General features: G+C 73.4%; 25 protein-coding genes, 1 tRNA gene and 1 pseudogene. 11 read left to right on the plus strand and 16 right to left on the minus strand.

Translation table 11 applies throughout. The features are described from left to right. Positions 1-38: 38 nt before the first annotated feature. The gene (locus ACFWN3_RS01190) at positions 39-731 is read right to left on the minus strand and encodes an MSMEG_4193 family putative phosphomutase (protein WP_377642623.1); all 693 of its coding nucleotides are present in this window, start codon (positions 729-731) and stop codon (positions 39-41) included. A 90-nt stretch (positions 732-821) separates the two neighbouring features. On the opposite strand from ACFWN3_RS01190, the gene corA reads away from it, so the two are divergent. Continuing rightward, entirely contained in the window at positions 822-1,799 is a 978-nt protein-coding gene (gene corA / locus ACFWN3_RS01195; protein WP_377642625.1) for a magnesium/cobalt transporter CorA, read from the plus strand. A gap of 9 nt (positions 1,800-1,808) precedes the next feature. On the opposite strand, the gene ACFWN3_RS01200 is transcribed toward corA, so the two are convergent. From ACFWN3_RS01200 to ACFWN3_RS01215, 4 genes and pseudogenes are all read right to left on the minus strand, one after another. Then, positions 1,809-1,970, minus strand: coding sequence for a GrpB family protein (locus ACFWN3_RS01200; RefSeq protein ID WP_377642626.1), 162 nt, complete (start codon positions 1,968-1,970; stop codon positions 1,809-1,811). 17 nt (positions 1,971-1,987) lie between these two features. Next, positions 1,988-2,218 (minus strand): annotated as a pseudogene (locus ACFWN3_RS01205) (GrpB family protein); the annotation flags it as partial. Next, positions 2,218-3,081, minus strand: coding sequence for an undecaprenyl-diphosphate phosphatase (locus ACFWN3_RS01210; protein ID WP_377642628.1), 864 nt, complete (start codon positions 3,079-3,081; stop codon positions 2,218-2,220). The gene ACFWN3_RS01210 and the pseudogene ACFWN3_RS01205, both read right to left, overlap by 1 nt. Positions 3,082-3,150: 69 nt before the next feature. Continuing rightward, positions 3,151-4,206, minus strand: a complete 1,056-nt coding sequence (locus ACFWN3_RS01215) for an LLM class F420-dependent oxidoreductase (protein WP_377642629.1) — start codon at positions 4,204-4,206, stop codon at positions 3,151-3,153. Between the two features lie 42 nt (positions 4,207-4,248). On the opposite strand from ACFWN3_RS01215, the gene ACFWN3_RS01220 reads away from it, so the two are divergent. Continuing rightward, positions 4,249-5,190, plus strand: coding sequence for an aldo/keto reductase (locus ACFWN3_RS01220; protein ID WP_377642631.1), 942 nt, complete (start codon positions 4,249-4,251; stop codon positions 5,188-5,190). 21 nt (positions 5,191-5,211) lie between these two features. Here the strand turns inward: ACFWN3_RS01220 and ACFWN3_RS01225 are convergent, their stop codons facing one another. After that, a complete protein-coding gene (locus ACFWN3_RS01225) occupies positions 5,212-5,580 on the minus strand; it encodes a primosomal protein (RefSeq protein ID WP_377642635.1) in 369 nt (122 codons plus the stop codon). A gap of 38 nt (positions 5,581-5,618) precedes the next feature. Here ACFWN3_RS01225 and ACFWN3_RS01230 point away from each other — a divergent pair, with 38 nt between their 5' ends. Further along, a complete protein-coding gene (locus ACFWN3_RS01230) occupies positions 5,619-5,816 on the plus strand; it encodes a DUF5703 family protein (RefSeq protein ID WP_377642637.1) in 198 nt (65 codons plus the stop codon). 49 nt (positions 5,817-5,865) lie between these two features. Here the strand turns inward: ACFWN3_RS01230 and ACFWN3_RS01235 are convergent, their stop codons facing one another. After that, complete coding sequence (locus ACFWN3_RS01235) at positions 5,866-7,200, minus strand: M20/M25/M40 family metallo-hydrolase (RefSeq protein WP_377642639.1); 1,335 nt, start codon at positions 7,198-7,200, stop codon at positions 5,866-5,868. Positions 7,201-7,209: 9 nt separating this feature from the next. Further along, positions 7,210-8,592, minus strand: coding sequence for an L-fuculokinase (locus tag ACFWN3_RS01240; protein ID WP_377642641.1), 1,383 nt, complete (start codon positions 8,590-8,592; stop codon positions 7,210-7,212). Between the two features lie 23 nt (positions 8,593-8,615). On the opposite strand from ACFWN3_RS01240, the gene ACFWN3_RS01245 reads away from it, so the two are divergent. Both ACFWN3_RS01245 and ACFWN3_RS01250 read left to right on the plus strand, forming a co-directional pair. Next, complete coding sequence (locus ACFWN3_RS01245) at positions 8,616-9,638, plus strand: hypothetical protein (RefSeq protein ID WP_377642643.1); 1,023 nt, start codon at positions 8,616-8,618, stop codon at positions 9,636-9,638. 124 nt (positions 9,639-9,762) lie between these two features. After that, positions 9,763-9,851: transfer RNA gene (locus ACFWN3_RS01250), tRNA-Leu, on the plus strand. Between the two features lie 54 nt (positions 9,852-9,905). Here ACFWN3_RS01250 and ACFWN3_RS01255 read toward each other — a convergent pair. Continuing rightward, the gene (locus tag ACFWN3_RS01255; RefSeq protein ID WP_377642645.1) at positions 9,906-11,438 is read right to left on the minus strand and encodes a protein kinase; all 1,533 of its coding nucleotides are present in this window, start codon (positions 11,436-11,438) and stop codon (positions 9,906-9,908) included. 82 nt (positions 11,439-11,520) lie between these two features. Between ACFWN3_RS01255 and ACFWN3_RS01260 the strand changes: the two genes are divergently transcribed. Together ACFWN3_RS01260 and ACFWN3_RS01265 are read left to right on the plus strand one after the other, a co-directional pair. Then, positions 11,521-12,285: a HipA family kinase gene (locus tag ACFWN3_RS01260; protein ID WP_377642647.1), complete on the plus strand. Its 765-nt coding sequence runs from the start codon at positions 11,521-11,523 to the stop codon at positions 12,283-12,285. Further along, on the plus strand, positions 12,282-12,659 hold the full coding sequence (locus ACFWN3_RS01265; RefSeq protein ID WP_377642649.1) for a DUF3037 domain-containing protein: 378 nt from the start codon (positions 12,282-12,284) through the stop codon (positions 12,657-12,659). Before ACFWN3_RS01260 ends, ACFWN3_RS01265 begins: the two co-directional genes overlap by 4 nt. 51 nt (positions 12,660-12,710) lie before the next feature. Here ACFWN3_RS01265 and ACFWN3_RS01270 read toward each other — a convergent pair whose 3' ends face one another. The 7 genes from ACFWN3_RS01270 to glgA form a co-directional block, all read right to left on the minus strand. Beyond that, the gene (locus tag ACFWN3_RS01270) at positions 12,711-13,256 is read right to left on the minus strand and encodes an AAA family ATPase (RefSeq protein WP_377642651.1); all 546 of its coding nucleotides are present in this window, start codon (positions 13,254-13,256) and stop codon (positions 12,711-12,713) included. A gap of 40 nt (positions 13,257-13,296) precedes the next feature. Beyond that, a complete protein-coding gene (locus ACFWN3_RS01275) occupies positions 13,297-14,109 on the minus strand; it encodes a TrmH family RNA methyltransferase (protein WP_377642653.1) in 813 nt (270 codons plus the stop codon). Further along, the gene (locus ACFWN3_RS01280; RefSeq protein WP_377642655.1) at positions 14,106-14,882 is read right to left on the minus strand and encodes a sulfite exporter TauE/SafE family protein; all 777 of its coding nucleotides are present in this window, start codon (positions 14,880-14,882) and stop codon (positions 14,106-14,108) included. The genes ACFWN3_RS01275 and ACFWN3_RS01280 overlap by 4 nt, the downstream gene beginning before the upstream one ends. Before the next feature lie 66 nt (positions 14,883-14,948). Beyond that, the gene (locus ACFWN3_RS01285) at positions 14,949-16,160 is read right to left on the minus strand and encodes an SPFH domain-containing protein (RefSeq protein WP_377642657.1); all 1,212 of its coding nucleotides are present in this window, start codon (positions 16,158-16,160) and stop codon (positions 14,949-14,951) included. A gap of 35 nt (positions 16,161-16,195) precedes the next feature. Beyond that, the gene (locus ACFWN3_RS01290; protein ID WP_377642659.1) at positions 16,196-16,660 is read right to left on the minus strand and encodes an NfeD family protein; all 465 of its coding nucleotides are present in this window, start codon (positions 16,658-16,660) and stop codon (positions 16,196-16,198) included. A 72-nt stretch (positions 16,661-16,732) separates the two neighbouring features. Continuing rightward, entirely contained in the window at positions 16,733-17,515 is a 783-nt protein-coding gene (locus ACFWN3_RS01295) for an ABC transporter ATP-binding protein (RefSeq protein ID WP_377642660.1), read from the minus strand. Between the two features lie 18 nt (positions 17,516-17,533). Next, entirely contained in the window at positions 17,534-18,742 is a 1,209-nt protein-coding gene (glgA, locus tag ACFWN3_RS01300; RefSeq protein ID WP_377642662.1) for a glycogen synthase, read from the minus strand. A 62-nt stretch (positions 18,743-18,804) separates the two neighbouring features. Between glgA and glgC the strand changes: the two genes are divergently transcribed. From glgC to ACFWN3_RS01320, 4 genes are read left to right on the plus strand one after another with little or no spacing between them, the layout of a single operon-like run. Further along, complete coding sequence (gene glgC, locus ACFWN3_RS01305) at positions 18,805-20,058, plus strand: glucose-1-phosphate adenylyltransferase (RefSeq protein WP_377642664.1); 1,254 nt, start codon at positions 18,805-18,807, stop codon at positions 20,056-20,058. Beyond that, entirely contained in the window at positions 20,055-20,882 is an 828-nt protein-coding gene (locus ACFWN3_RS01310) for an LLM class F420-dependent oxidoreductase (protein WP_377642666.1), read from the plus strand. The genes glgC and ACFWN3_RS01310 overlap by 4 nt, the downstream gene beginning before the upstream one ends. Before the next feature lie 9 nt (positions 20,883-20,891). Next, positions 20,892-22,130 carry a phosphoserine phosphatase SerB gene (serB, locus tag ACFWN3_RS01315; protein WP_377642667.1) on the plus strand — a complete coding sequence of 413 codons (1,239 nt, stop codon included), beginning with the start codon at positions 20,892-20,894 and terminating at the stop codon, positions 22,128-22,130. 4 nt (positions 22,131-22,134) lie between these two features. Then, positions 22,135-22,992, plus strand: coding sequence for a cyanophycinase (locus ACFWN3_RS01320; protein ID WP_377642669.1), 858 nt, complete (start codon positions 22,135-22,137; stop codon positions 22,990-22,992). Positions 22,993-23,053 lie beyond the last annotated feature (61 nt).

Consider the following 23,053-nt stretch of genomic DNA (forward strand, 5'->3'; position numbering starts at 1 on the left):
CGGGGACGATCAACACCGGCCCCGTCCTGCGGAACGTGTCAGCCGGCTCCCCCGCCGACCTCGGAGTCCCCGGTCGGCGCGTGCCGTGGACGGGCGACGAGGGGCCCGAGGTCACCGAGAACGGTGTTGCTCGCGAGGAGCACCATCCGGTGCGCCGTGAGGTGCACCGCCGTGATGCTGCCGGGGTCGACCCGGACCCGCTGCAGACCGGCGATCCCGGCCCCGACGGCCTCGGCGACGACCGACTTGATGGGGTCGCCGTGGCTCACCGCGAGCCACACGGCGTCGGTCCCGTGCTCGGCCTCGACCTCGGCGTCGAGGGCGCGGACCCCACCGATGACGCGGGCCGCCATCTCCCCCAGCGACTCCGACGCGTAGTCGTCGTGCGGTGGGAACGTCGCCGACACCGGGTCGTCCTGGACGACCCGCCACAGCGGGTCCTTGGCGGCGTCGGCGAGCGCGCGGCCGGTCCAGCCGCCGTAGTGGCACTCCCCCAGCCGGTCGTCGGTCGCGACCTCGTGGTCGGGCAGCGCGAGGCCGACCGTCTCGAGGCAGCGCTGGAGGGGGCTCGACACGACGCGGGCGACGGTGAGCGGCGCGAGGCGCTCGCCCACCCGCGACGCCTGCTCGCGGCCGGTGTCGGTGAGGCCGACGCCCTCCGACCAGCCCGCGAGGACCCCCGCGGCGTTGGCGGTCGAGTGCCCGTGACGCAGGAGCAGGACGGTGGCCACGAGGGACCACTGTAGGCGGCTGGCACCCCGGGTCGCGGCGCGTCGCCTCCTCGTGGCCCGCGGGCGACGCGTCCCCGACACAATGGCGGGGTGATCGTCGACAGCGCCCTGTACCTCGACGGACGTCGGGCCCCGTGCGGAGACCTCAGCGACGAGCTGGCCGCCATCCGCGCCGGGGGCGCTCCCGGCGACTTCCTGTGGATCGGCCTCAAGGACCCCACGACGGCCGAGTTCGACGAGGTCGACGACGAGCTCCAGCTCCACCCGCTGGCCGTCGAGGACGCCGTCAAGGGCCGGCAGCGCGCGAAGATCGAGCTCTACGACTCCACGGTGTTCGTCGTCCTCAAGCCGCTGCGCTACCTCGAGGAGACCTCCGACATCGAGACGGGCGAGCTCATGGTCTTCGTCGGCGACCGGTTCGTCGTCACGGTGCGACGCGGCGAGCCCGGCCCGCTGGTGGGCCTGCGCCAGACGCTCGAGGCCGACCCCGAGCGCCTCCGGCTCGGCCCGATGTCGGTCCTGCACGCGATCGTCGACAGCGTCGTCGACACCTACCAGGCGATCGACGCCGAGATCGGCACCGACCTCGAGGAGATCGAGACCCGGGTGTTCTCGGGCGAGCAGATGGACTCCGCGTCGATCTACCGGCTCAAGCGCGAGGTCCTGGAGTTCCGCCGTGCCGCCGCCCCCCTGACCGTGCCGCTGCAGCTGCTCCACCGCTCCGACCGCAGCCCCGTCCCCGAGGGCGAGCTGCGCCTGCTCCTGCGCGACGTCTCGGACCACCTCCACGGCGTCATCGACCACGTCGAGTCCTACGACCGCCTGCTCACCGACATCCTCGGCGCGCACCTGGCCCAGATCTCGGTGCAGCAGAACGCCGACATGCGGCGCATCTCGGCGTGGGTCGCCATCGCCGCCGTGCCCACGATGATCGCCGGGATCTACGGGATGAACTTCGACCACATGCCCGAGCTGCGCTGGCAGTACGGCTACTTCATCGTGCTCGGCGTCATGGCCGTCGTCTGCGGCGGCCTCTACCGCGCGTTCCGCAGGTCCGGCTGGCTCTGAGCCCCGAGGTCAGGGCTCGCAGCGGCCGAGGATGTCGCGGACAACGGCGGACTTCGCGTCGGCGTAGTGCTGGACGTGGCGCCACCGGCGGGCAGCGAGGGTGCGCTTGGTGCGGGCGTACAGCTCGCGGTCGGCGGCGTCGGTCCGCAGGCGGTCGCGGAACCGGAGCATCTGCTCTTCGCCACGAGGTCGGGCACCGAGGTGGAGCCGGCGTGCTCGAGGAGGACGACCCGGGCGCCGAGCGCCGCGCGGATGCGGGCGGCCTCTCGCTCGAACAGGGCGGGCCAGGCCGGGTCCGGCTCCACGAGGGTCACGGTGCCCTCGAGGATCGTCAGCGGGTCGAGCCGGACCCGTTGGAGCTGCTCGTCGCTCGCCGGCTCCTCGCTGGTCGGCTCGCCGGCCGACGGCTCATGGCCCATCAGGTCGCGGAGACCCACCCCGCCCAGAGGGCGACGAGGACGACGAGGCCGAGCGCGACGCGGTACCAGATGAAGGGTCGCAGCGAGTTGGACGCGACGAACCTCAGCAGCCAGGCGATCGACGCGTAGGCGGTGCCGAACGCGACGACGACGCCGACGAGCATCTGGCCCACCCCGAGCGCGACGATGTCGTCGAAGCCGCGGGCGAGCTCGAAGACGCCGGCGGCGGTGAGGGCCGGGATCGCCATGAAGAAGGAGAGCTCGGTGGCCGTGACGCGGTCGATGCCGCGCATCAGCCCGGCCGAGATCGTCGCGCCCGACCGCGAGACGCCGGGGATGAGCGAGAAGCACTGGACCAGCCCGATGACGAGACCGTCCCGGACGGTGATGGCGTGCTCGTCGCGCTGGACGCCCTGCTTCTCGAGGACGTCGTGCCGCTGCTCGGCCACCCAGATGACGACGCTCCACAGGATGAGCGCCCCCGCGACGACCCACAGGCTGCGCAGCGCCCCCGAGATGAGGTCCCGCGCGAGGAAGCCGACGACCCCGACGGGCAGCGAGCCCACGATGACGGCCCACGCGAGCGTGTAGTCGCGGTCCTCGCGCGCCTCGGCGGACATCAGCCCGTTGACCCACGCCATGAACAGGCGGGCGATCTTCCGCGCGAAGTAGAGGAACGTCGCGGCGATGGCCCCGATCTGGATGATCGCCGTGTAGGCGGTCACCGCGCGGGCGTCGACCGGCAGGCCGAGCAGCTGTTCGGCGATCGTCAGGTGGCCGGTCGAGGAGATCGGCAGGAACTCGGTGAGTCCCTCGACGATCCCGAGGACGACGGCCTGGAGGTAGCTGAGTTCGACGGGCACGGGACAGCACCCTAGGCGGCGCGGTCGCCACGGGGAGCCACGGCACCCCGGGTAGCGGTGAGCGCGCGGTCAGCCGAGGGCGCGCGCGGCGTCCGCGACGACCTCGAGGACGGCCGCCTGCTCCTGCGGGGTCCGGGCGTAGGGGGCGACCGACACCGTGGTCACGCCGGCCTCGGCGTACCGCCCCAGCCGCTCGGCGATCCGCCCGGGTGGCCCGACGAGGGCGGTGGCGTCGACGAGCTCGAACGGCACGGCCGCGGCGGCGTCACGCGGGCGGCCGTCGAGGTAGAGGTCCTGGATCCGGTCGGCGGCGTCGTCGAAGCCCATCCGCCGCGCGAGCCGGTTGTAGAAGTTCTGCTCGCGGCTGCCCATCCCCCCGATGTAGAGGGCCGTGTAGTCGGCGACGGCCGCCCGACCGGCCTCGAGGTCGTCGGTGACGACGACGGGGACGGTCGCGACGACGTCGAACCCGGCCATCGGGTCGTCCGCCTCCCCGGCGCCGACGGCCTCACGCCCCGCCCGGACCGCCTCCATCTGCTCTCCGCAGTGCTCGGGCGAGAGGAAGACCGCGAGCCAGCCGTCGGCGACCTCCCCGGCGAGCCGCAGGTTCCTCGGGCCCACCGCCGCCAGGTAGATCGGCAGGTCGGCCCGGGGCGGTCGGATCGTCAGCTTGAGGGCCTTGCCCGGACCGTCGGGCAGGGGGAGGGTGAGGTGTCTGCCGTGGTACTCGACCGGCTCGCGGCGCAGCGCCATCCGCACGACGTCGACGTACTCGCGGGTGCGGCCCAGCGGGTCGGCGAACGCCACCCCGTGCAGGCCCTCGCTGACCTGCGGTCCGGAGACGCCCAGCCCGAGGAGGAAGCGCCCCCCGGTGAGGGTGTCGATCGTCGCGGCGGTCATCGCGGTCATCGCCGCGGTCCGGGCGGGGATCTGCATGATCCCCGCGCCGAGGGCGATCCGCTCGGTCTGGCCGCCGAGCCAGGCGAGCACGCTCGGGGAGTCGGACCCGTAGGCCTCGGCGACCCAGGCCTGGTCGTAGCCCAGGCGCTCGGCCGCCCTGACCAGCTCGAGGGTGCCGGGGCCGAGCCCCATTCCCGCGTATCCGCACATGATCGCCAGCCGCATGGCGCCCACGGTATCGACGTGGCCCCCGATAGGGTCGCCGCCATGCTGACCCGCCGCCTCGGGGCCACCGGCCTCACCGTGTCCCGGCTGGCGATCGGCACCATGGCCTGGGGCACCCGCACCTCCGCCGAGGACGCCGCCGACCTGCTCACCGCCTTCCGCGCCGCCGGCGGGACGCTCGTCGACACCGCCCACGGGTACGCCGGCGGGGCGAGCGAGGAGATCCTCGGCGACCTGCTCCACGGGTCCCGCGACGAGGTCGTCCTCGTGACGAAGTCGGGGATCAGCCGGGCCTCGGGCTCTCGCGTCGTCGACTGCTCGCGCCGGGCGATGCTCGCCCAGCTCGACACCTCGCTGCGGCGGATGCGCACCGACCACGTCGACGTGTGGCTGGCCCACACCTGGGACGAGCACACCCCGCTCGAGGAGACCGTCGGCGCTCTCGTCCACGCCCACACGTCGGGCCGGGCCCGCTACGTCGGCGTCTCCAACCACGTCGGCTGGCAGGCGGCGCGCACCATGTCGCTCCTGGCCGAGGCGAAGGTGCCGTTGGCCGTCGACTCGGTCGAGTACAGCCTCGTCGCGCGCGCGCCCGAGCGCGAGCTCGTCGACGCCGCCGCCCACCTCGGGTTCGGGCTGATGCCCTGGTCACCGCTCGGGCGGGGCGTCCTCGCCGGCCGGTACCGGACCACGGTCGCCGCCGACTCCCGGCTGGCGTCGGAGGAGTTCTCCCGCTTCGCCGGACGGCACGTCGGGGACCACACCCGCGGCGTCGTCGAGGCGGTCCACACCGCGGCCACGGGCCTCGGGGTCTCCCCTGCCGTCGTCGCCCTCGCCTGGGTCCGCGACCGGCCGGGCGTCGTCGCCCCGATCATCGGACCGCGCACGCCGACTCAGCTGTCGGCACTGCTCGAGTCCGAGGACGTCGAGCTCCCCGACGAGATCGTCCTCGCGCTCGACGAGGTGTCGGTGGAGCACGCCTGAGGTGCCCGGAAGCCCTGCGGCTCAGCGGGTCCGGTCGTCCTCGTACTCGATGTCGTCGTCGAGCCCGGTGAACAGGCGGGTGTCGTCGCCGTCCTCGTCGTCGTGGTCGTCGAGCTCGTCGTCACCCCCGTCGTCGGGGTCCTCGTCGGACTCCTCGTCGTCCTCGCCGTCGCCGTCGGTGGCGTCGTCGCCCGAGTAGATGTCGAGGGGCGTCATCTCCCCGTAGGCGTCGTAGAGGGCTCCGTCGTACTCCTCGAAGGCGTCAGCGAGGTCCTCGTACGCGGCGACGACTCCGGGGTCGTCCTCCCCGTGCCGGGTGCTGCTGGCCTCGAGGTGACGCTCGAAGGCGGCAACGAGCTGGGTCAGTGCGGCACGCGGGTCGGCGCTCATGGTTCCGACGGTACCGGTCCCTGACGCACAATGTGTCGGTGGTCGAGTACGAGTACCTCGTCCTGTCGTTCGGACGGGACACGGAGAGGTCCACCATCCGCCGTCTGCTGACCGACCACGCCGAGTACGGCCGGTGGGAGCTGGAACGCACGCGCACCTACGTGGGCGGTCGCACGCGGACCTGGTTGCGGCGACGCATCATCCGACCCCGTCGCTCCTCGGTCACCGTCTCCTGACGCGACGACACCCTGACGGCCCGGCCCGGCGCCGGCCCGGCGCCGCGCCTCAGCAGGTCTCGAGCAGCCGGAGCAGCACCCGCGCGCCGAAGTGCAGCGACTCGACGGGGACGCGCTCGTCGATGCCGTGGAACATGGGCGCGAAGTCGAGGTCGGCCGGCAGGCGCAGCGGCGCGAAACCGTAGCCGGTGATCCCGAGCAGCGAGAGCGCCTTGTTGTCGGTGCCGCCCGAGAGGCAGTAGGGCAGGACGTCGGCGTCGGGGTCCTCGGAGCGCAGCGCCGCGACCATCGCGTCGACGAGGTCGCCCTCGAACGGCGCGTCGAGCGCGATGTCGCGGTGCAGGACCTCGACGTCGACGTGCTCGCCGGCCAGCTCGCGGATCGTGGCCATGAGGTCGTCCTCGTGGCCGGGCAGGAAACGGCAGTCGACGTTCGCCGACGCGTGCTGCGGGATGACGTTGTGCTTGTAGCCGGCGTCGAGCATCGTGACGTTGCTCGTGTCCTGCAGGGTGCCGCGCACGAACCCCTGGGCGCCGCCGAGGTGGTCGAGGAGCTCCTCGAGGTCCTCGTCGGACCAGCCGGTCCCGGTGAGCTCGGACAGGCCGTCGAGGAGGGTGCGCACCGAGGGGATGTACTCGCGGGGCCACTTGTGGGCGGCGATGCGCGAGATCGCCTCGGCGAGACGGACGATCGCGTTCTCCGGGTTCGGGACCGAGCCGTGGCCGGCCCGCCCGTTGGCGGTCAGTCGCAGCCAGGCGATGCCCTTCTCCGCGGTCTGGAGCAGGTAGGTCCGTCGCTCCTCGCCGTCCTTGTCGGTGAGGGTGACGCTGTACCCGCCGACCTCGCTGATCGCCTCGGTGACGCCCTCGAAGACGTCGGGGTGGTGCTCGACGAGGAAGTGCGAGCCCTTGGTGCCCCCGGCCTCCTCGTCGGCGAAGAAGACGACGACGAGGTCGCGGGGCGGCACGGTGCCGGTGCGGGCGAGGTGGCGCACGACCGACAGGATCATCGCGTCCATGTCCTTCATGTCGACCGCGCCGCGGCCCCAGATGCAGCCGTCCCGCTCCTCGGCGGCGAACGGGTCGACCGACCAGTCCGCGGCGTTCGCCGGGACGACGTCGAGGTGCCCGTGGACGCACAGCGCGCCGCGCTCGCGGTCGGCGCCGGGGATCCGCACGGCCACGCTGACCCGGCCGGGGTCGCTCTCGAAGGTCCGCGGCTCGAGGCCGACCTCCCGCAGCTGCTCGACGACGTACGCCGCGGCCTCGGCCTCCCCCGGGCCGGACCCGTCGCCGTAGTTGCTCGTGTCGATCCGGATGAGGTCCCGGCAGATCCGGACGACCTCGTCCTCGGGGCGGACGGTGCTGGCCTCGGATGCGCTCATGGGACCACCCTAGGACGGCGACGTCGCGAACCACCCGGCCGGAGGCCCGTGCTGCCGGACCGGGTCGGTCCCCTCTCCCTGCTTCGCCGCCCACCGGCCGAAGAGCGCCGACCCGACGGCGCCCGGCTCGTCGAGGTCGACGACCCGCATCCGCTCGAGCAGGCCACGTCGGCTCTCGAGCACGGTGCCGAGGTGGGCCCACCCACCCGTGACGTACAGCTCCTCGAGGGGGTGCCCGGCCGCCTGCACCGCCCGGACCCGGCTCTCGACACCGGCGCGCAGCCGCTCGAGGACCCCGGTCCACACGGCCTCGCGGGGGGTGCCCTCGGGCCACGACGCGCTCACGGTCAGGTCGTCGTCGAGCGCCAGGCCGGTGAGGACGATGCCGTCGGCCGGGGGCGTGCCCCGGGCGGCGTCGTCGAGTGCGCGGCGGTCCTCGCGGCTGTGGGCCCCGAGGAGGGTGAGGACGTGGTCGAGGACGAGGCCCGAGCGCAGCCCTCCGATGACGCACGTCGCCCCGTCGATGACGTGGGCGTGCACCGAGGTCCCCCGGGCGACGAGGTCGGCGACCGCGGGGGGTGCCGGCGGGTGGGCGAGGGTCACCGTGAGCGCCTCGCCGGTCCCCATCGAGTCGCACATGCTGCCGATGCCGCCCGCGCCGACGGCGACGGCTGCCACGAGGTGGTCCATCCCGGCGAGGGTGATGACCGCGCCCCGGGCGGCCTCCACGGGGTGGTCCGCGCGCACCCGCCCCAGCGCCGCACCGGCGGTGACGGCCGGCGGCAGCAGCTCGGGCCCGACGCCGAGCAGGTCGAGGGCGGGTTGCCACGGCGCTTCCTCGTGGACGTCGTGGAGCCCGGTGCGGCCGAGGAGCGAGCGCTCCGAGTGGGGCTCGGCGCCGAGGTGGCGCACGACGACGTCGGCGACCCCGAGCCACCTCGTCCCCCGCAGGTCGACACCCGCCTCGTCGCGCAGCCACAGCAGCTTGAACAGCGAGGGGACGGGGCTGACGGACAGGCCGGTCCGGGCCGGCAGGGCCGCGGCCACCTCGGGGGCGAGGGCCTTGGCCTGGTCGCCGCCGCGGGGGTCGTGCCACGCCATCATCGGGTGGCGGAAGGCACCGTCGTCCCCGACGAGGACGCCCGTCTCGGCGATCGAGCAGACGCCGACCGAGCGGATCCGGGCATCGGGGACGGCGGCCGCCACCTCGGCGAGGAGCGCGTCGACCGCCTCGCCCAGCCCGCCGGCCGACCGTTCGCTCCATCCCGGGGCCGGCGTCTCCCACCGGGTCGGCCGGGAGGCGTGCGCGAGCAGCCTGCCGTCGTCGCCGAGGAGGACCGCCTTCGTGACGGTCGTTCCGCAATCGATTCCACAATCCACCCAGATCGCCATGGTGATGGGTACCGTATGGACCCATGACACCTCAGTCAATCGTTTCCAACCTGGGCCAGCTCCGGCGCGTCGCGCGGATCTCCGACAGCGACGGGTGGATCCGCGTCGCCGCGATCGACCACCCCGAGCCCTACAAGCTGCTCTTCGACTCCGACCTGTCGGCCGTCGGCCACGACGAGGTCGTCGAGTCCAAGCTCGAGCTCATCGAGGCCATGGCGCCGCACTCCACCGCCGTGCTCCTCGACCCGGCCACCTCGCTCGCCCAGGCGATCGCCGGTGGGGCGCTGCCCGGCGACGTCGGCCTCATCTCGGGGATCGAGGAGCTCTACCACGCCCCCGACACCAGCCCCACGGGCTTCGACCTCGAGCTGACCCTCAAGCCCGGCTGGGGGCCGGCCAAGCTCGCGGCCGTCGGCTGCGACGCCGTCAAGCTCGTGATCTTCCACCGCCACGACGACCCCGACGACGTGCAGGAGCGCAACCACGGCATCGTCTCCGAGGTCGCCGCCGAGTGCACCACCCTCCAGCTGCCGCTCGTCCTCGAGCCGCTCTGGTACCCCCGGGAGGGCGAGTCGCTCGACGACCCGGCCGTCCAGGACGTCCGTACCGCGAGCGTCATCTCGTCGGCCGGCTCCTACCGGCGCGCCGGCGGCGACATCATGAAGATGGAGTTCCCCACCGTCATCGGCACCGAGCACGGGCAGGCCGGCGCGGCCGCGGCGTGCGAGGCCATGGACGCCGAGGTCGACGGGCCGTGGGTGCTCCTGTCCGCCGGCGTCACCTTCGACGGCTTCGCCCGCCAGCTCGAGATCGGCGCGAAGGCCGGGGCGATCGGCTTCATGGCGGGCCGGGCCATCTGGGGCGACGCCGTCGGACGCCACCCCGCGGAGGTCCGCGAGAAGGGCTGCCGCCAGGCCACCGAGCGGCTCGACCGGCTCGCCGAGATCATGGCCGAGCACGGCACCCAGCGACGCACGATCCGCCCGTCCGCCGAGGCGGCCCGCGGCATCGGGCCCGACTGGTACGAGGGCGTCCTCAACGGGTGACCGGAGGGTCCCTCGGGGTGTGCGACCCGTGGGGCGCGCGGGGCTGAACCGATTTCGGATCGTGGCGGAACCCGTGTAATGTTCCGGTCCGCAGGCAGGCCTCCCCGGCCCGGCTGCGGCACTCGTCCGGGTGGCGGAATTGGCAGACGCGCTAGCTTGAGGTGCTAGTGCCCTTTATCGGGCATGGGGGTTCAAGTCCCCCCTCGGACACCAGACGGCAGGGCCCCGAACCACTGGTTCGGGGCCTTGCGCGTGTCCGGGGGCCGCTCAGCCCTGGTCGTCGTCGGCGTACGCACCGGCCGCGGTGCGCAGGTCCTCGACGAGCGGCTGCAGCTGCTGGGCCGCCTCCGGGCTGATCGTCCCGTCGTCGACACCCTTCTGGAGCTCGTCGGCCACCTTGTCGGCGTTCTCGGTGACCTTCTGCGGGTCGTCGCCGCTGCGCAGCGCCTGGCGGACGTCGCGGACGGCGTCGCGCAGCTTCTTGGCACTGTCCCCGTCGAGCGACCCTGCGCTGTCGAGGTCGTCGATGCCATCGCTGAGCGCACCGATGGCGTCCTCGACGTCGCCCTCGAGGTCGGCGGTGTCGGACGGGCTGGGCGTCGGGGTCGCGGTGGGCGTGTCGGTGGGAGTGGGCTCCGCCGTGGTGGGCGGGGCCTCCGAGGTCGAGGGGGCGGCGCTCGACGCGCTCGGCGTCGCCGACGGGGTGCCGCCGGGGTCCTCGTCGCGACCGAGGAGCTGCCACAGCAGGAGGGCGACGGCGACGAGGGCGACGAGCGCGAGCAGCCAGGTCAGGCCCGACCCGCCGCGGCTGTCGTCCCGGCGGTCGTCCCAGCGGTCGTCGGGACGGGTCGGGGGCGGGGCGACCGGCGGAGGAGGCACCGGGTCGAGACGCTGGGTCGTGGCTCCGGAGGCCGCGGCTGCCCCGGCCGCCGCGGCACCGGCCGCGGGCAGGACCGTCGTGGCGACACCGGCCACCGGCTCGTGCCGCACGAGGGCGTCGGCGACGGCGGCCGCCCCGCTCGGTCGCTCGTCGGGGTTCTTGGCGAGCAGGCCGGTGACGACCTCGGCCAGCCAGTCGGGGGTGTCCGGTCGCAGGTCGCGCACGTCGGGGACCGGGTCGTTGGCGTGCATCATCATCGTCGCGACCGGCGTCGCGCCGCGGAACGGCGCGTGTCCCACGAGCAGGGCGTACAGGACGCAGCCGAGGGCGTACAGGTCGGCCCGGCCGTCGACGCGGCCGCCCATCGCCTGCTCGGGCGCGAGGTACTCGGCGGTGCCCATGACGGTGTGGGTGGCGGTGAGCGCCTGCGAGCCTGCGGTGTCGCCGAGCTGGGTGATCCCGAAGTCGAGCACCCGGATCCGGCCGTCGTCGGCATAGGCGATGTTCCCGGGCTTGACGTCGCGGTGGACCAGGCCGCGGGCGTGCGCGGCGTCGAGGGCCTTGGCCACCTGCTCCCCGACCGAGACGACCTCGGCGACGGGCAGCGGGCCCTCGCGCAGCCGCTCGGCGAGCGACGGGCCGGAGAGCAGCTCCATGACGAGGAAGGCGGTGTCGTCCTCGACGCCGCTGTCGTGGACCGTGACGATGCCCGGGTGGTTGAGCCCCGCCGTCGCGCGGGCTTCGCGCTCGAAGCGGGCGGCCCCCGACTCGTCGTGGACGGCACGCAGGTCGATCGTCTTGACCGCCACCTGGCGGCCGAGGACCGTGTCAGTCCCCCGCCAGACCTCGCCCATGCCGCCGCGACCGATGGGCGACTCGAGGACGTACCGACCGGCGAGACGACGCTGCTCGTTGCTCACCCCCGCAACCCTACTGGCCACCGACCGGGGCGACGCCGCGCCCACCGGCCGCGCCGAGGCACCGGGTGGCTAGCCTGAGGGCGTGCTCGAGTCCGTGACCGCGACCCGCTACGTCGTGCCCCTGCGTGAGGGCGGCTCCCTCCCGGGGGTCGTCGAGGCCGACGACCTCGGGACCTACGTTGTGAAGTTCTCGGGGGCCGGGCAGGGGCGCAAGGTGCTCGTCGCCGAGGTCCTCGTCGGCGAGGTCGCCCGGCGGCTCGGCATCCCGACGCCGCGGCTGGTCGTCGTCGACCTGCCCACCGCGATCGCCCGCTACGAGGCCGACGAGGAGGTCCAGGACCTCCTCAACGCCAGTCCGGGACGCAACCTCGGCGTCGACTTCCTCCCGGGGTCGTTCGGCTACGACGGGTCACGGCCGCCGACGGCACAGGAGGCGGGCGCCATCCTCTGGCTCGACGCCTGGACCGCGAACGTCGACCGGACCTGGGCCAACCCGAACCTCCTCGTCTGGCACGGGCGGACCTGGGCGATCGACCACGGGGCCTCCCTGTGGTTCCACCACTCGTGGCCGAGCCGCCCGCCCGACGTCCGCCGCTTCGTCGGGCAGCCGTTCGACCCCACCGGGCACGTCCTCGCCGCGGTGGCCGAGCCGGTGGCGGCGACGCACGAGCGGCTCGGGCCCCTCGTGACCCCGGCCGTCATCGAGGAGGTCGTCGCCCTCGTGCCCGACGAGTGGCTCGAGACGACGGCGAGCCTGCCCGACGTCACGGCGGTGCGCTCGGCCTACGTCGAGCACCTGACGCTGCGGCTCGCCGACCCCACCGCCTGGATCGGGGCGTCGTCGTGAGCCACCCGTACCAGTACGTCGTCCTGCGCTTCGTGCCCCGCGTCGACCGGGGCGAGTGCCTCAACGTCGGCGTCGTCGTCCACTCGCAGTCGGCCGGCGTCCTCCGGTGTGCGTGGCACGTCGAGGAGGCGCGCATCCTCGCCGTCGCCCCCGAGGCCGACCTCGAGTCGCTGCGCGCCGCCCTCGAGGCGATCGGGCGGATGTGCGAGCGGCCGCCCTCGGAGGTCGACGCGTCGCTCTCGACGCCGGGCAAGCGGTTCGGGTGGATCACCGCGCCGCGCTCGACCGTGCTCCAGCCGGGGCCGGTGCACGGCGGTTCGGTGGCCGACCCGGTGGCCGAGCTCGACCGCCTCCTCGACCGGCTGGTCCGCTGACGCTCCCGGCCTCCCGAGCGTCCGACCCCCGTACCCCAGTCGCCCGATAGGTCACGTCGGGTACGCGTTCATCGCCTCGGTGACGCGGGCCAGGCGCTCCGCCTCCGAGCCGGTGACCTCGAGGACGCGGGCTCGCCCGACGAGGTCGGCGTCCGCGAGCAGGTCGAGGAGGGCGTCGTCCATCGCGTCGCGCACGGCGGGGTCCTCGTCGTCGGGGACGTGGATCCCGGCGGCGTCGTCGGCGGGCAGGACGACGAGGAGGTCCACGTGCTCCATCGCAGCGGCCGTGACGCCCTCCAGCCGGGCCATCGTCCCGGCGCCCACACCGGGACGGCCGAGGGCGTCGAGCGCGCGGAGGTAGGCGAGGAGGTCGAGCGGACCGCGCTCGGCGATGACGTCGGACCCGGGAGCCCACTCCCCCAGCCGCTCCGCGGCGACGTGGAGCTGCCGGACGAACGACGTCGCCGACGCCGGGTCGTCCTCGTCGACGAGCTCGAACGGGTCGGGCAGCACGGCGTGGCCGGGGTGCGCCATCGCGAGGTCGGACACGAGGGTGCTCTTCCCCGTGGCGTGGGAGCCCGACACGACGATGCGCACGTCGCCGAGGCTAGCCGCGGCCGGCGGATCGGGGGGAGGGTCAGCGGGGGCGGAGGGCCCAGGCCGCGACGGCTCCGGCCGCGGCGACGTTCAGCGAGTCGACGCCGCCGGCCATCGGGATCTTGACGGTGAGGTCGACCCCGGCCAGCGTGCGCCGGGCCAGCCCGTCGCCCTCCGTCCCGAGGACGAGCGCGAGCCGCTCGGGCGGCGAGGCGGCGAGCTCGTCGAGGCCCACCGACTCGTCGGTGAGGGCCAGCGCCGCCGTCGTGAACCCCAGCGCCCGCAACCGGTGGAGGCCACCGGGCCACGGCTCGATCCGGGTCCACGGCACCTGGAACACCGTGCCCATCGAGACGCGGATCGACCGCCGGTACAGCGGGTCGGCGCACCGCGGCGTCACGAGGACCGCGTCGACACCGAGCGCCGCGGCCGAGCGGAACACCGCGCCGACGTTCGTGTGGTCGACGACGTCCTCGAGGACGAGGACCCGCCGCGCCCCGTCGAGGACGGCCTCGAGGGCGGGCAGCTCGGGCCGCTGCATCGACGCCAGCGCGCCGCGGTGGAGGTGGAAGCCGGTGAGCTCCTCGATGACGTCGGCCTCGCCCACGTACACCGGGACGCCGTCGGCCTCCGCAGCGGCGACGACGTCGGCGAGGTCGGTGAGCCACCGCTCCCCCATGAGGAAGGACCGCGGCCGGTGCCCGACGCCCAGGGCACGCCGGATCACCTTCTCGGACTCCGCGACGTACAGCCCCCGCTCGGGCTCGCTCCGCCGCCGCAGGGCCACGTCGGTGAGGCCGACGTAGTCCTCGAGGCGAGGGTCCTGCGCCGAGGTGACCCGCTCGACGCTCATCCCGCCACGACCATCCGGGTCACGGCCACGAGCCCGATGACGACGATCGCGGCGCGCAGGACGTTCTGCGGCAGGCGGCGACCGACCGTCGAGCCGAGGACGCCACCGACCGTCGACCCCACCGCGATGAGGAGGACGACAAGCCAGTCGATCCGGTCGACGGCGACGAGGAGGAAGACGACGGCGGCGACCGCGTTGACGATCGTCGCGAGGACGTTCTTGTAGCCGTTGAGCCGCTGGAGCGGCTGCTGCGAGAGCGCGCCGAGGATCCCCATGAGGATGATCCCCTGTGCCGCACCGAAGTACCCGCCGTAGACCCCCGACCCGAAGGCACCCACCTGCATCGCGACGCGGTGGTCGCCCTCGCCCTCGCGCCCGGCAGCCTCCCGGCGCCTGGCCGTCCAGTCGTTGATCCGTGGTCCGGCGACGACCAGCGCGATGCCGAGGAGGATGAGGACGGGGACGACGGCCTTGAAGAGCCTGGGGTCGAGGACGAGCAGGAGGACGGCTCCGACGGCGCCGCCGAGGAAGGACATCGGCGCCAGCCGCCGGAGGTCGGGACCCGCGCCCTCGAGCTCCTTGCGGTAGCCGATGCTGCCGGTGAGCGACCCGGGCACCAGGCCGATGTTGTTCGAGATGTTCGCCGTGACGGGCGGGATCCCCAGCAGGAGGAGCGTCGGGAAGGTGATGAGCGTGCCGGAGCCGACGATCGTGTTGATCGTCCCGGCGCCGACCCCCGCCAGGAGGACGAGGACGACGTCGGACCAGGGCACCCGGACACCCTATGCGGGTGCCCGGGTGCGAGGTCGGGCCGTCCGATCGGCGACCGGAGGCGTGGGTCAGCGGCTCGGCGGGGGCGGCGGCTCGTCGTCGCCGGCCGTGGTGCCGGGGACCGGCGGCGGGGGCGGGGCGTCCTCGGTGGGCGGGGCCGGCGGGGCGGGCGGCGGGGTCGCCGGGCGCGGGGGCACGGCGTCGGCCGACGGCTGGATCGGCGGCTGGACCCGCGACGCCGGGGCCGCGTGCTCCTCGGCCTCACGGCTGGCGAGCCCGGCCTGGCCGCGGGCGGCCGCGAGGGCCTGCGCGGGGTCCTCGAGCGTCGTCTCCTCGAACGCGTTGCCGGGGCCCTCGCCCGGGTCGACCCACGCCTCGTCGTCGCCGCCGTCGAAGCCGCCCTGGCCACGGCCGAGCATCCCCCCGATGCCCTTGAGGGCGTCGGTGAGCTCGCTCGGGATGATCCACATCTTGTTGCTGTCGCCGCGGGCGATCTGCGGGAGCACCTGGAGGTACTGGTAGGCGAGCAGCTTCTGGGTGGGCTTGCCCCGGTGGATGGCGTCGAAGACCTGCTGAATGGCGCGGGCCTGGCCCTGGGCCTCGAGGATGCGGGCCTGGGCCGACCCCTCGGCGCGCAGGATCTGGCTCTGCTTCTCGCCCTCGGCGGTGAGGATCTGGCTGGCCTTCTGGCCCTCGGCCTGGAGGATGATGGCGCGCCGCTCGCGCTCGGCCTTCATCTGCTTCTCCATCGACTCCTGGATCGACTGGGGCGGGTCGATGGCCTTGAGCTCGACGCGGTTGACGCGGATGCCCCACTTGCCGGTGGCCTCGTCGAGGACGCCGCGCAGCTGGCCGTTGATCTGGTCGCGGCTGGTCAGGGTCTGCTCGAGGTCGAGCGAGCCGATGACGTTGCGCAGCGTGGTGACCGTGAGCTGCTCGATGCCCTGGATGAAGTTGGCGATCTCGTAGACGGCCGACTTCGGCTCGATCACCTGGTAGTAGATGACGGTGTCGATGCTGACGACGAGGTTGTCGCTCGTGATGACCGGCTGCGGCGGGAACGAGACGACCTGCTCGCGCAGGTCGATGTTGGCGCGCACGAGGTCGACGAACGGCACGAGGATGTGCAGCCCGCCCTCGAGGGTGCGCGAGTAGCGGCCCAGCCGCTCGATGATGAGGGCGGTCTGCTGCGGGACGATCCGGACCGTGCGGACGAGCACGAGGATCGCGAACGCCGCGAGCAGCAGCAGGACGATGATGGCGAACGTGCCTTCTGGCATGGTTCCGGCCTTTCAGGGGGCGCCGGGTGGCGCGGTCAGCTGGACAGGTCGTGGTGGACGGGCTCGACGAGGGCGGTCGCGCCGTGGATGGAGATGACGCGGACCTCCTCACCGGGGGCGACGGGCGAGCTGCCCTGCGCGAGACGGGCCGACCAGGTCTCCCCCGCGAGCTTGATGCGGCCGTCGGTGTCGGTGACGGCCTGGATGACGCGGGCGTCACGCCCGACGAGCCCCGACGGCCCGATCCGGTGGTCGACCTCGCCGTCGGTGAACTGGCGCTTGATCATCGGGCGCACGACGACGAGGAGCAGCAGCGCCACCGACACCGCGACGACGACCTGCAGCGGTACGGGCGCGCCGAGGGCGGCCGCGACCGCACCCGCGACGGCGCCGCCGGAGAACATGAGGAAGACGAAGTCGACCGTCGCGACCTCGATCGCCCCCAGCACCAGGGCGAGCCCCAGCCAGAACAACCACCAGTTGTCCGTCAGCCACTCCATCGGCCAGTCCCCTTCCCGTGGTGCGTGGTCACCTGTTCGACGCCCGGGCCTCGCTGGGAGTTCCCTGTGAGCTCAGCGGGCGCGAGCGGCATAGCGGTCCCCCCGGACCTCGAGCTCGAGCGGGAGGCCGAAGGTGGCCTCGAGGTTCTCGGCGGTCAGGGTGATCTCGATCGGCCCCTGGGCGACGACCCGCCCCTCGCGCATGAGCAGGACGTCGGTGAAGTGCGGCGGGACCTCCTCGACGTGGTGGGTCACGAGCACCATCGCGGGAGCGGCGAGGTCGGCGGCGAGGGCGCCGAGCCGGCGGACGAGGTCCTCGCGCCCGCCGAGGTCGAGCCCCGCGGCGGGCTCGTCGAGGAGCATGAGCTCGGGGTCGGTCATCAGGGCGCGGGCGATCTGGACGCGCTTGCGCTCGCCCTCCGACAGGGTGCCGAAGCGGCGGCCGGCGAGGTGGCTGGCCCCGAGCGCCTCGAGGAGCTCGACGGCGCGGCCCTCGTCCAGCCGGTCGTAGGCCTCGCGCCACCGGCCGACGACGCCGTAGGAGGCCGTGACGACGACGTCCCGGACGACCTCGTGCGGCGGGATGCGGTCGGCGAGGGCGGCGGAGGCGAGGCCGATCCGCGGACGGAGCTCGAAGACGTCGACGGCGCCGAGCACCTCGCCGAGGACGCCGGCGACACCGGTGGTCGGGTGGATGCGTGCGGCCGCGAGCTGGAGGAGGGTCGTCTTGCCGGCACCGTTGGGGCCCAGGACGACCCAGCGCTGCCCCTCCTCGACCTCCCACGAGACGTCGTCGAGGATGCGCGTCTCCCCACGCACGACGCTCACACCGGCCAGTGCGAGGACGTCACTCATGCCCTGACCCTAACGGAGTCAGGAGGAGAGCAGCCGGCGCCTCAGGACATCGAGGTACACCTGGTTGGTCTGCTCCCCGATCGAGGCCCACGAGAACGACTCCACGGCCCTGCGGCGGCCCGCGAGACCCATCCGGTCGGCTCGTGCCGGGTCGCTCACGGCCTCGTTGAGGGCGGCCGCGAGGTCGGCGACGAAGCGGTCGGGGTCGACCGGCGTGCCGGTGCCGTCCTGGACCTGCTCGATGGGCACGAGCCAGCCCGTCTCGCCGTCGACGACGACCTCGGGGATGCCGCCGGTGGCGGTCGCGACGACGGGCAGCTCGCAGGCCATCGCCTCGAGGTTGACGATGCCGAGGGGCTCGTAGACCGACGGGCAGACGAAGACGGTGGCGCTGCTGAGGAGGGCGACGACCTCGTTGCGCGGCAGCATCGTCGGCACCCACACGACCCCGTCGCGCGTCTCGCGCAGGGTCGCGATGAGGTGCTCGACCTCCGCCATGATCTCGGGCGTGTCGGGCGCCCCGGCGAGGAAGACGAGCTGGACCTCGGGTGGCAGCTCGGCGACGGCGCGCAGGAGGTAGGGCAGCCCCTTCTGCCGGGTGATGCGGCCGACGAAGATGACGCTCGGCCGGTCGGGGTCGACCCCGTGGCCGCGCACGACGTCCTCGTCGCGCTCGCGCTGCCACAGCTGCGAGTCGATGCCGTTGTGGACGACCCTGACCTTGTCGGGGTCGACGTCGGGGTAGCAGCGCAGGATGTCGGCGCGCATCCCCGCGCTGACGGCGATGACGGCGTCGGCGGCCTCGTACGCGGTCTTCTCGACCCAGGAGGATAGGCGGTAGCCGCCGGCGAGCTGCTCGGCCTTCCAGGGGCGCATGGGCTCGAGGCTGTGCGCCGAGAGCACGTGCGGGATGTCGCCCATGAGGGCGGCCACGTGCCCGGCGAAGTTGGCGTACCAGGTGTGCGAGTGGACGAGGTCGGCTCCCTCGCACGCGGCCGCGATCGACAGGTCGACGCCGAGGGTCGTGAGGGCCGCGTTCGCCCCGGCCAGCTCGGCGAGGTCGGCGTGGCCGGTCGTGCCGTCCTCGTCGCGCGGCTCGCCGAAGGCGTGGACCCGGACGTCGATGTCACCCCGCTGCCGCAGGGCCCGCACCAGCTCCGCGACGTGGACACCGGCTCCCCCGTAGATCGCCGGCGGGTACTCCTTGCTGAGGATGTCGATGCGCACGGAAATCACCCTAGTGAGGGCGCGCCCTCCCGGCGAGGGCGAGAACCCAATAGCGTGGGGCCATGGCGTACCGCAGCGGAGGTCCGAAGGTCCTGGCAATCGTCCTCGCGGGCGGTGAGGGGAAGCGCCTCATGCCACTGACGGCCGACCGCGCCAAGCCCGCTGTCCCCTTCGGGGGCATCTACCGCCTCGTCGACTTCGCGCTGTCGAACGTCGTGAACTCGGGCTACCTCAAGGTCGTCGTCCTCACCCAGTACAAGTCGCACAGCCTCGACCGGCACGTGACCAAGACGTGGCGGATGTCGACGATGCTCGGCAACTACGTCGCGCCGATCCCGGCCCAGCAGCGCATCGACAAGTCCTGGTACCAGGGCAGCGCCGACGCGATCTTCCAGAGCCTCAACACGATCACCGACGAGAAGCCCGACATCGTCGTCGTCGTGGGCGCCGACCACGTGTACCGGATGGACTTCTCGCAGATGGTCGAGCAGCACATCGAGTCCGGCGCCGGGGTGACCGTGGCCGCGATCCGCCAGCCGAAGTCCACCTCCGACCAGTTCGGCGTCATCGAGGTGCAGGCCGACGACCACACCCGCATCAAGGCGTTCCGCGAGAAGCCGACCGACCCCGACGGCCTGCCCGACTCCCCCGACGAGGTCCTCGCGAGCATGGGCAACTACGTGTTCTCCGCCGACGCGCTCGTCGAGGCGGTGACCAAGGACTCGACCCTCGAGGGCAGCAAGCACGACATGGGCGGCGACATCGTCCCGGCCCTCGTCGAGCAGGACGCCGCCTACACCTACGACTTCAAGAAGAACGTCATCCCCGGGGGCACCGAGCGCGACATGGGCTACTGGCGCGACGTCGGGACGATGGACTCCTACTTCGACGCACACATGGACCTCGTGTCGATCCACCCGATCTTCAACCTCTACAACTACGACTGGCCGATCTACACCTCGCACGGCCCGTACCCGCCGGCGAAGTTCGTCCACGGGTCGCACGGCCGGTTCGGCGAGGCGCTCAACTCGGCCGTCTCGCCCGGCGTCGTCATCTCCGGTGCCCGGGTCAACGGCTCGGTCATCTCCCCCGACGTCAAGGTCCACAGCTACACCGAGGTCGACAGCAGCGTCATCCTCGACGGCGTCGAGATCGGGCGGCACTGCAGCATCCAGCGGGCCGTCATCGACAAGAACGTCGTCGTCCCCGACGGCGCCAAGATCGGCTTCGACCGCGAGCACGACCTCGCGCGCGGCTTCTCGGTGACCGAGTCCGGCATCACGGTGGTCGGCAAGGGCCAGACGGTGGTGGCGTGACGGCCGAGCGGCCCGTCCGGATCGGGGCCCAGGTCCAGCCCCAGCACGCGTCGTACGCCGACATCCGGCGCGCCTGCGCCGAGCTCGAGGAGATCGGGGTCGACGTCATCTTCACGTGGGACCACTTCTACCCGCTCTACGGCGACCCCGACGGCGAGCACTTCGAGTGCTGGACGACGCTCGCCGCGTGGGCGGAGGCCACCGAGCGCGTCGAGCTCGGGGCGCTCGTGACGTGCAACAGCTATCGCAACCCGCAGCTCCTCGCCGACATGGCGCGCACCGTCGACCACATCAGCGCCCGCGACGGCGGTGAGGGGCGGCTCATCCTCGGCATCGGCTCGGGGTGGTTCGAGCGCGACTACGACGAGTACGGCTACGAGTTCGGCACCGCCGGAGGGCGGCTCGACGCCCTCGACCGCGACCTGCCGCTCATCAAGGAGCGCTGGGGGAAGCTCAACCCCGCGCCCACGAGGTCGATCCCGGTCCTCATCGGAGGCGGCGGCGAGAAGAAGACGCTGCGCATCGTCGCCGAGCAGGCCGACATCTGGCACGGCTTCGGTGGCCCCGACACCATCGCCCACAAGCACGCGGTGCTCGACGAGTGGTGCGCCCGGATCGGCCGCGACACGGGAGAGATCGAGCGCTCCGCGGGGGTGTCGCCGAGGCCGGAACGCCTCCCCGAGGACGTCGCCGACTACGCCGCCGGTGCCGAGGCGCTCCACGCGGTCGGGACCCGCCTGTTCACCGTCGGCCTCAACGGGCCCCGGTACGACCTCGGTCCGATCCGCGACCTCGTCGCGTGGCGGGACTCCCGGGCTCGATAGCCTGCTGGGGTGCCCGAGCCCTCGAGCGACCCGTCCCTGCCCCCGCTGCCGGACCCGGAGCAGCGCACCCTCCTCGTCACCCTCGACGGGCCCGACCGGCCCGGCGTGACGAAGGCGGTCTTCGAGGCCGCCTCCACGGTCGGCGCCGAGGTGCTCGACCTCGAGCAGGTCGTCGTCCGCGGTCACCTCGCGCTGTCGGTCCTGCTCGGCCCGACCCAGGACGAGAACGTCCTCACCGACCGGCTGACCAGGGCCGGCGAGGCGATGGGCATGCGCGTCGGCCTCGTCGGCGGCCACGGCGACAACGCCCCCCGCCGCACCGGACGGGCCGCGGTCGTCGTCATGGGCTCGCCGCTGGAGACGCAGCACGTCGCCGCGGTGGCGGGCGCGATCGCGGAGCACGGGGCGAACATCGACCGCATCCGGCGCCTGTCGCGCTGGCCGGTGACGACCGTCGAGCTCGACGTGTCGGGAGCCGACCTCAGGGCCCTGCGCGCCGCCCTCGCCCACGTCTCCGCCGAGACGGGCGCCGACATCGCCGTCGCCCCGGCCGGGCTCGCCCGCCGGGGCGGCCGGCTCGTCGTCATGGACGTCGACTCCACGCTCATCCAGGACGAGGTCATCGAGCTCCTCGCGGCCCACGCCGGCCGAGAGCCGGAGGTCGCCGCCGTCACCGAGAGGGCGATGCGCGGCGAGCTCGACTTCGCGGCGAGCCTGCACGCGCGGGTCGCCACCCTCGCCGGGCTGCCCGTGTCGGTCCTCGACGACGTCCGGGCCGCCGTCCGGCTCACCCCCGGCGCACGGACGCTCGTGCGCACCCTCAAACGCCTCGGCTTCACCGTGGCCCTCGTCAGCGGCGGCTTCATCGAGGTCGTCGAGGCCATCGGGGCCGACCTCGGGGTCGACCACGTGCGCGCCAACCGCCTCGAGGTGCAGGACGGGCTGCTCACCGGCCGCGTCGTCGGCGACGTCGTCGACCGCGCCGGGAAGGCGGCGGCGCTGCGCGAGTTCGCCGCGCTCGAAGGGCTGCCGCTCACCCGCACCGTCGCCATCGGTGACGGGGCCAACGACCTCGACATGCTCGCCGTCGCCGGGCTCGGGGTCGCGTTCAACGCCAAGCCCCTCGTCCGCCGCCAGGCCGACACCGCGCTCAACGTCCCCTACCTCGACGCGGTCCTCTTCCTCCTGGGGATCTCGCGCGAGGAGGTCGAGGACGCGGATGACGCGGGCGAGGCCCCACTAGGCTGACCCGGTGCCGCGCTACCCCTCGACCACTCCCACCCTCTTCGTCATCGGCGGGGCGGAGGACCGCGTGGGCAAGGCCTCGCTCCTGCGCCACTTCCTCAAGCTCAGCGGAGGCCGTCGGGCGAGCATCGTCGTCATCCCCACCGCCTCCTCGTTCCAGGACGAGGTGGGCGCGTCGTACACCGAGGTGTTCACCCGGCTGGGCGCCCGCGAGGTGACGATCGTCAACCCGGCGACCCGGGAGGACTCGCACGACCCGGCGGTCGTCGCGGCGCTCGACGGTGCGACCGGGGTGTTCATGAGCGGGGGCAGCCAGCTGCGCCTGTCGCAGCTGATCCCCGGCACCCCGCTCGGCGACGCGATCCACCGCGCGCACGAGCGCGGCAGCGTCATCGCCGGAACGTCGGCCGGCGCGTCGGTCGTCTCCGACTTCATGATCTCGATGGGGGACGAGGGCGTCACCCCGCGCCAGCGGGCCAGCCAGATCAGCGCCGGACTGGGCCTGCTCCAGGGGGTCGTCGTCGACCAGCACTTCGACCAGCGCGCCCGCTACGGTCGCCTGATGTCGGTCATCGCCCCGTCGCCGCACCTGCTCGGCGTCGGCATCGACGAGGACACCGCGATGGTCGTCACCGACGGCCGCACGGTCGAGGTCCGCGGCTCGGGGTCGGTGTTCGTCCTCGACTGCAGCCGCGCCCGCACCGACGCCGCCGACGCCCGCGCCGGGGCCCCTGTCCTGGTGTCGGGCGCCATCGTGCACACCCTGCCCGCCGGCTCGACCTTCGACCTCGTCGAGCGGCGGCTGACCGACTTCGTGGAGCAGCACCCCGACCTGCTCGTGTCCGTCGCCGCCGCCAAGGCCTGAGCCCCCGTCCCACCCGTTCCTCGCCCGTCCGACCCACCCCCTCCGCCAGACCCCGAGGAGA

Origin of the sequence: Oryzobacter terrae (assembly GCF_042756445.1) — a bacterium.
Lineage (GTDB): Bacteria > Actinomycetota > Actinomycetes > Actinomycetales > Dermatophilaceae > Oryzobacter > Oryzobacter terrae.

What these genes read in the sequence shown, in the direction of transcription:
- ACFWN3_RS01200 (WP_377642626.1), bottom strand. Translation starts at nt 1,970, where the DNA reads ATGCTCCGGTTCCGCGACCGCCTGCGGACCGACGCCGCCGACCGCGAG.
- ACFWN3_RS01215 (WP_377642629.1), bottom strand. Translation starts at nt 4,206, where the DNA reads ATGCGGCTGGCGATCATGTGCGGATACGCGGGAATGGGGCTCGGCCCC.
- ACFWN3_RS01220 (WP_377642631.1), top strand. Translation starts at nt 4,249, where the DNA reads ATGCTGACCCGCCGCCTCGGGGCCACCGGCCTCACCGTGTCCCGGCTG.
- ACFWN3_RS01225 (WP_377642635.1), bottom strand. Translation starts at nt 5,580, where the DNA reads ATGAGCGCCGACCCGCGTGCCGCACTGACCCAGCTCGTTGCCGCCTTC.
- ACFWN3_RS01235 (WP_377642639.1), bottom strand. Translation starts at nt 7,200, where the DNA reads ATGAGCGCATCCGAGGCCAGCACCGTCCGCCCCGAGGACGAGGTCGTC.
- ACFWN3_RS01240 (WP_377642641.1), bottom strand. Translation starts at nt 8,592, where the DNA reads ATGGCGATCTGGGTGGATTGTGGAATCGATTGCGGAACGACCGTCACG.
- ACFWN3_RS01245 (WP_377642643.1), top strand. Translation starts at nt 8,616, where the DNA reads ATGACACCTCAGTCAATCGTTTCCAACCTGGGCCAGCTCCGGCGCGTC.
- ACFWN3_RS01275 (WP_377642653.1), bottom strand. Translation starts at nt 14,109, where the DNA reads ATGAGCGTCGAGCGGGTCACCTCGGCGCAGGACCCTCGCCTCGAGGAC.
- ACFWN3_RS01285 (WP_377642657.1), bottom strand. Translation starts at nt 16,160, where the DNA reads ATGCCAGAAGGCACGTTCGCCATCATCGTCCTGCTGCTGCTCGCGGCG.
- ACFWN3_RS01290 (WP_377642659.1), bottom strand. Translation starts at nt 16,660, where the DNA reads ATGGAGTGGCTGACGGACAACTGGTGGTTGTTCTGGCTGGGGCTCGCC.
- ACFWN3_RS01295 (WP_377642660.1), bottom strand. Translation starts at nt 17,515, where the DNA reads ATGAGTGACGTCCTCGCACTGGCCGGTGTGAGCGTCGTGCGTGGGGAG.
- glgC (WP_377642664.1), top strand. Translation starts at nt 18,805, where the DNA reads ATGGCGTACCGCAGCGGAGGTCCGAAGGTCCTGGCAATCGTCCTCGCG.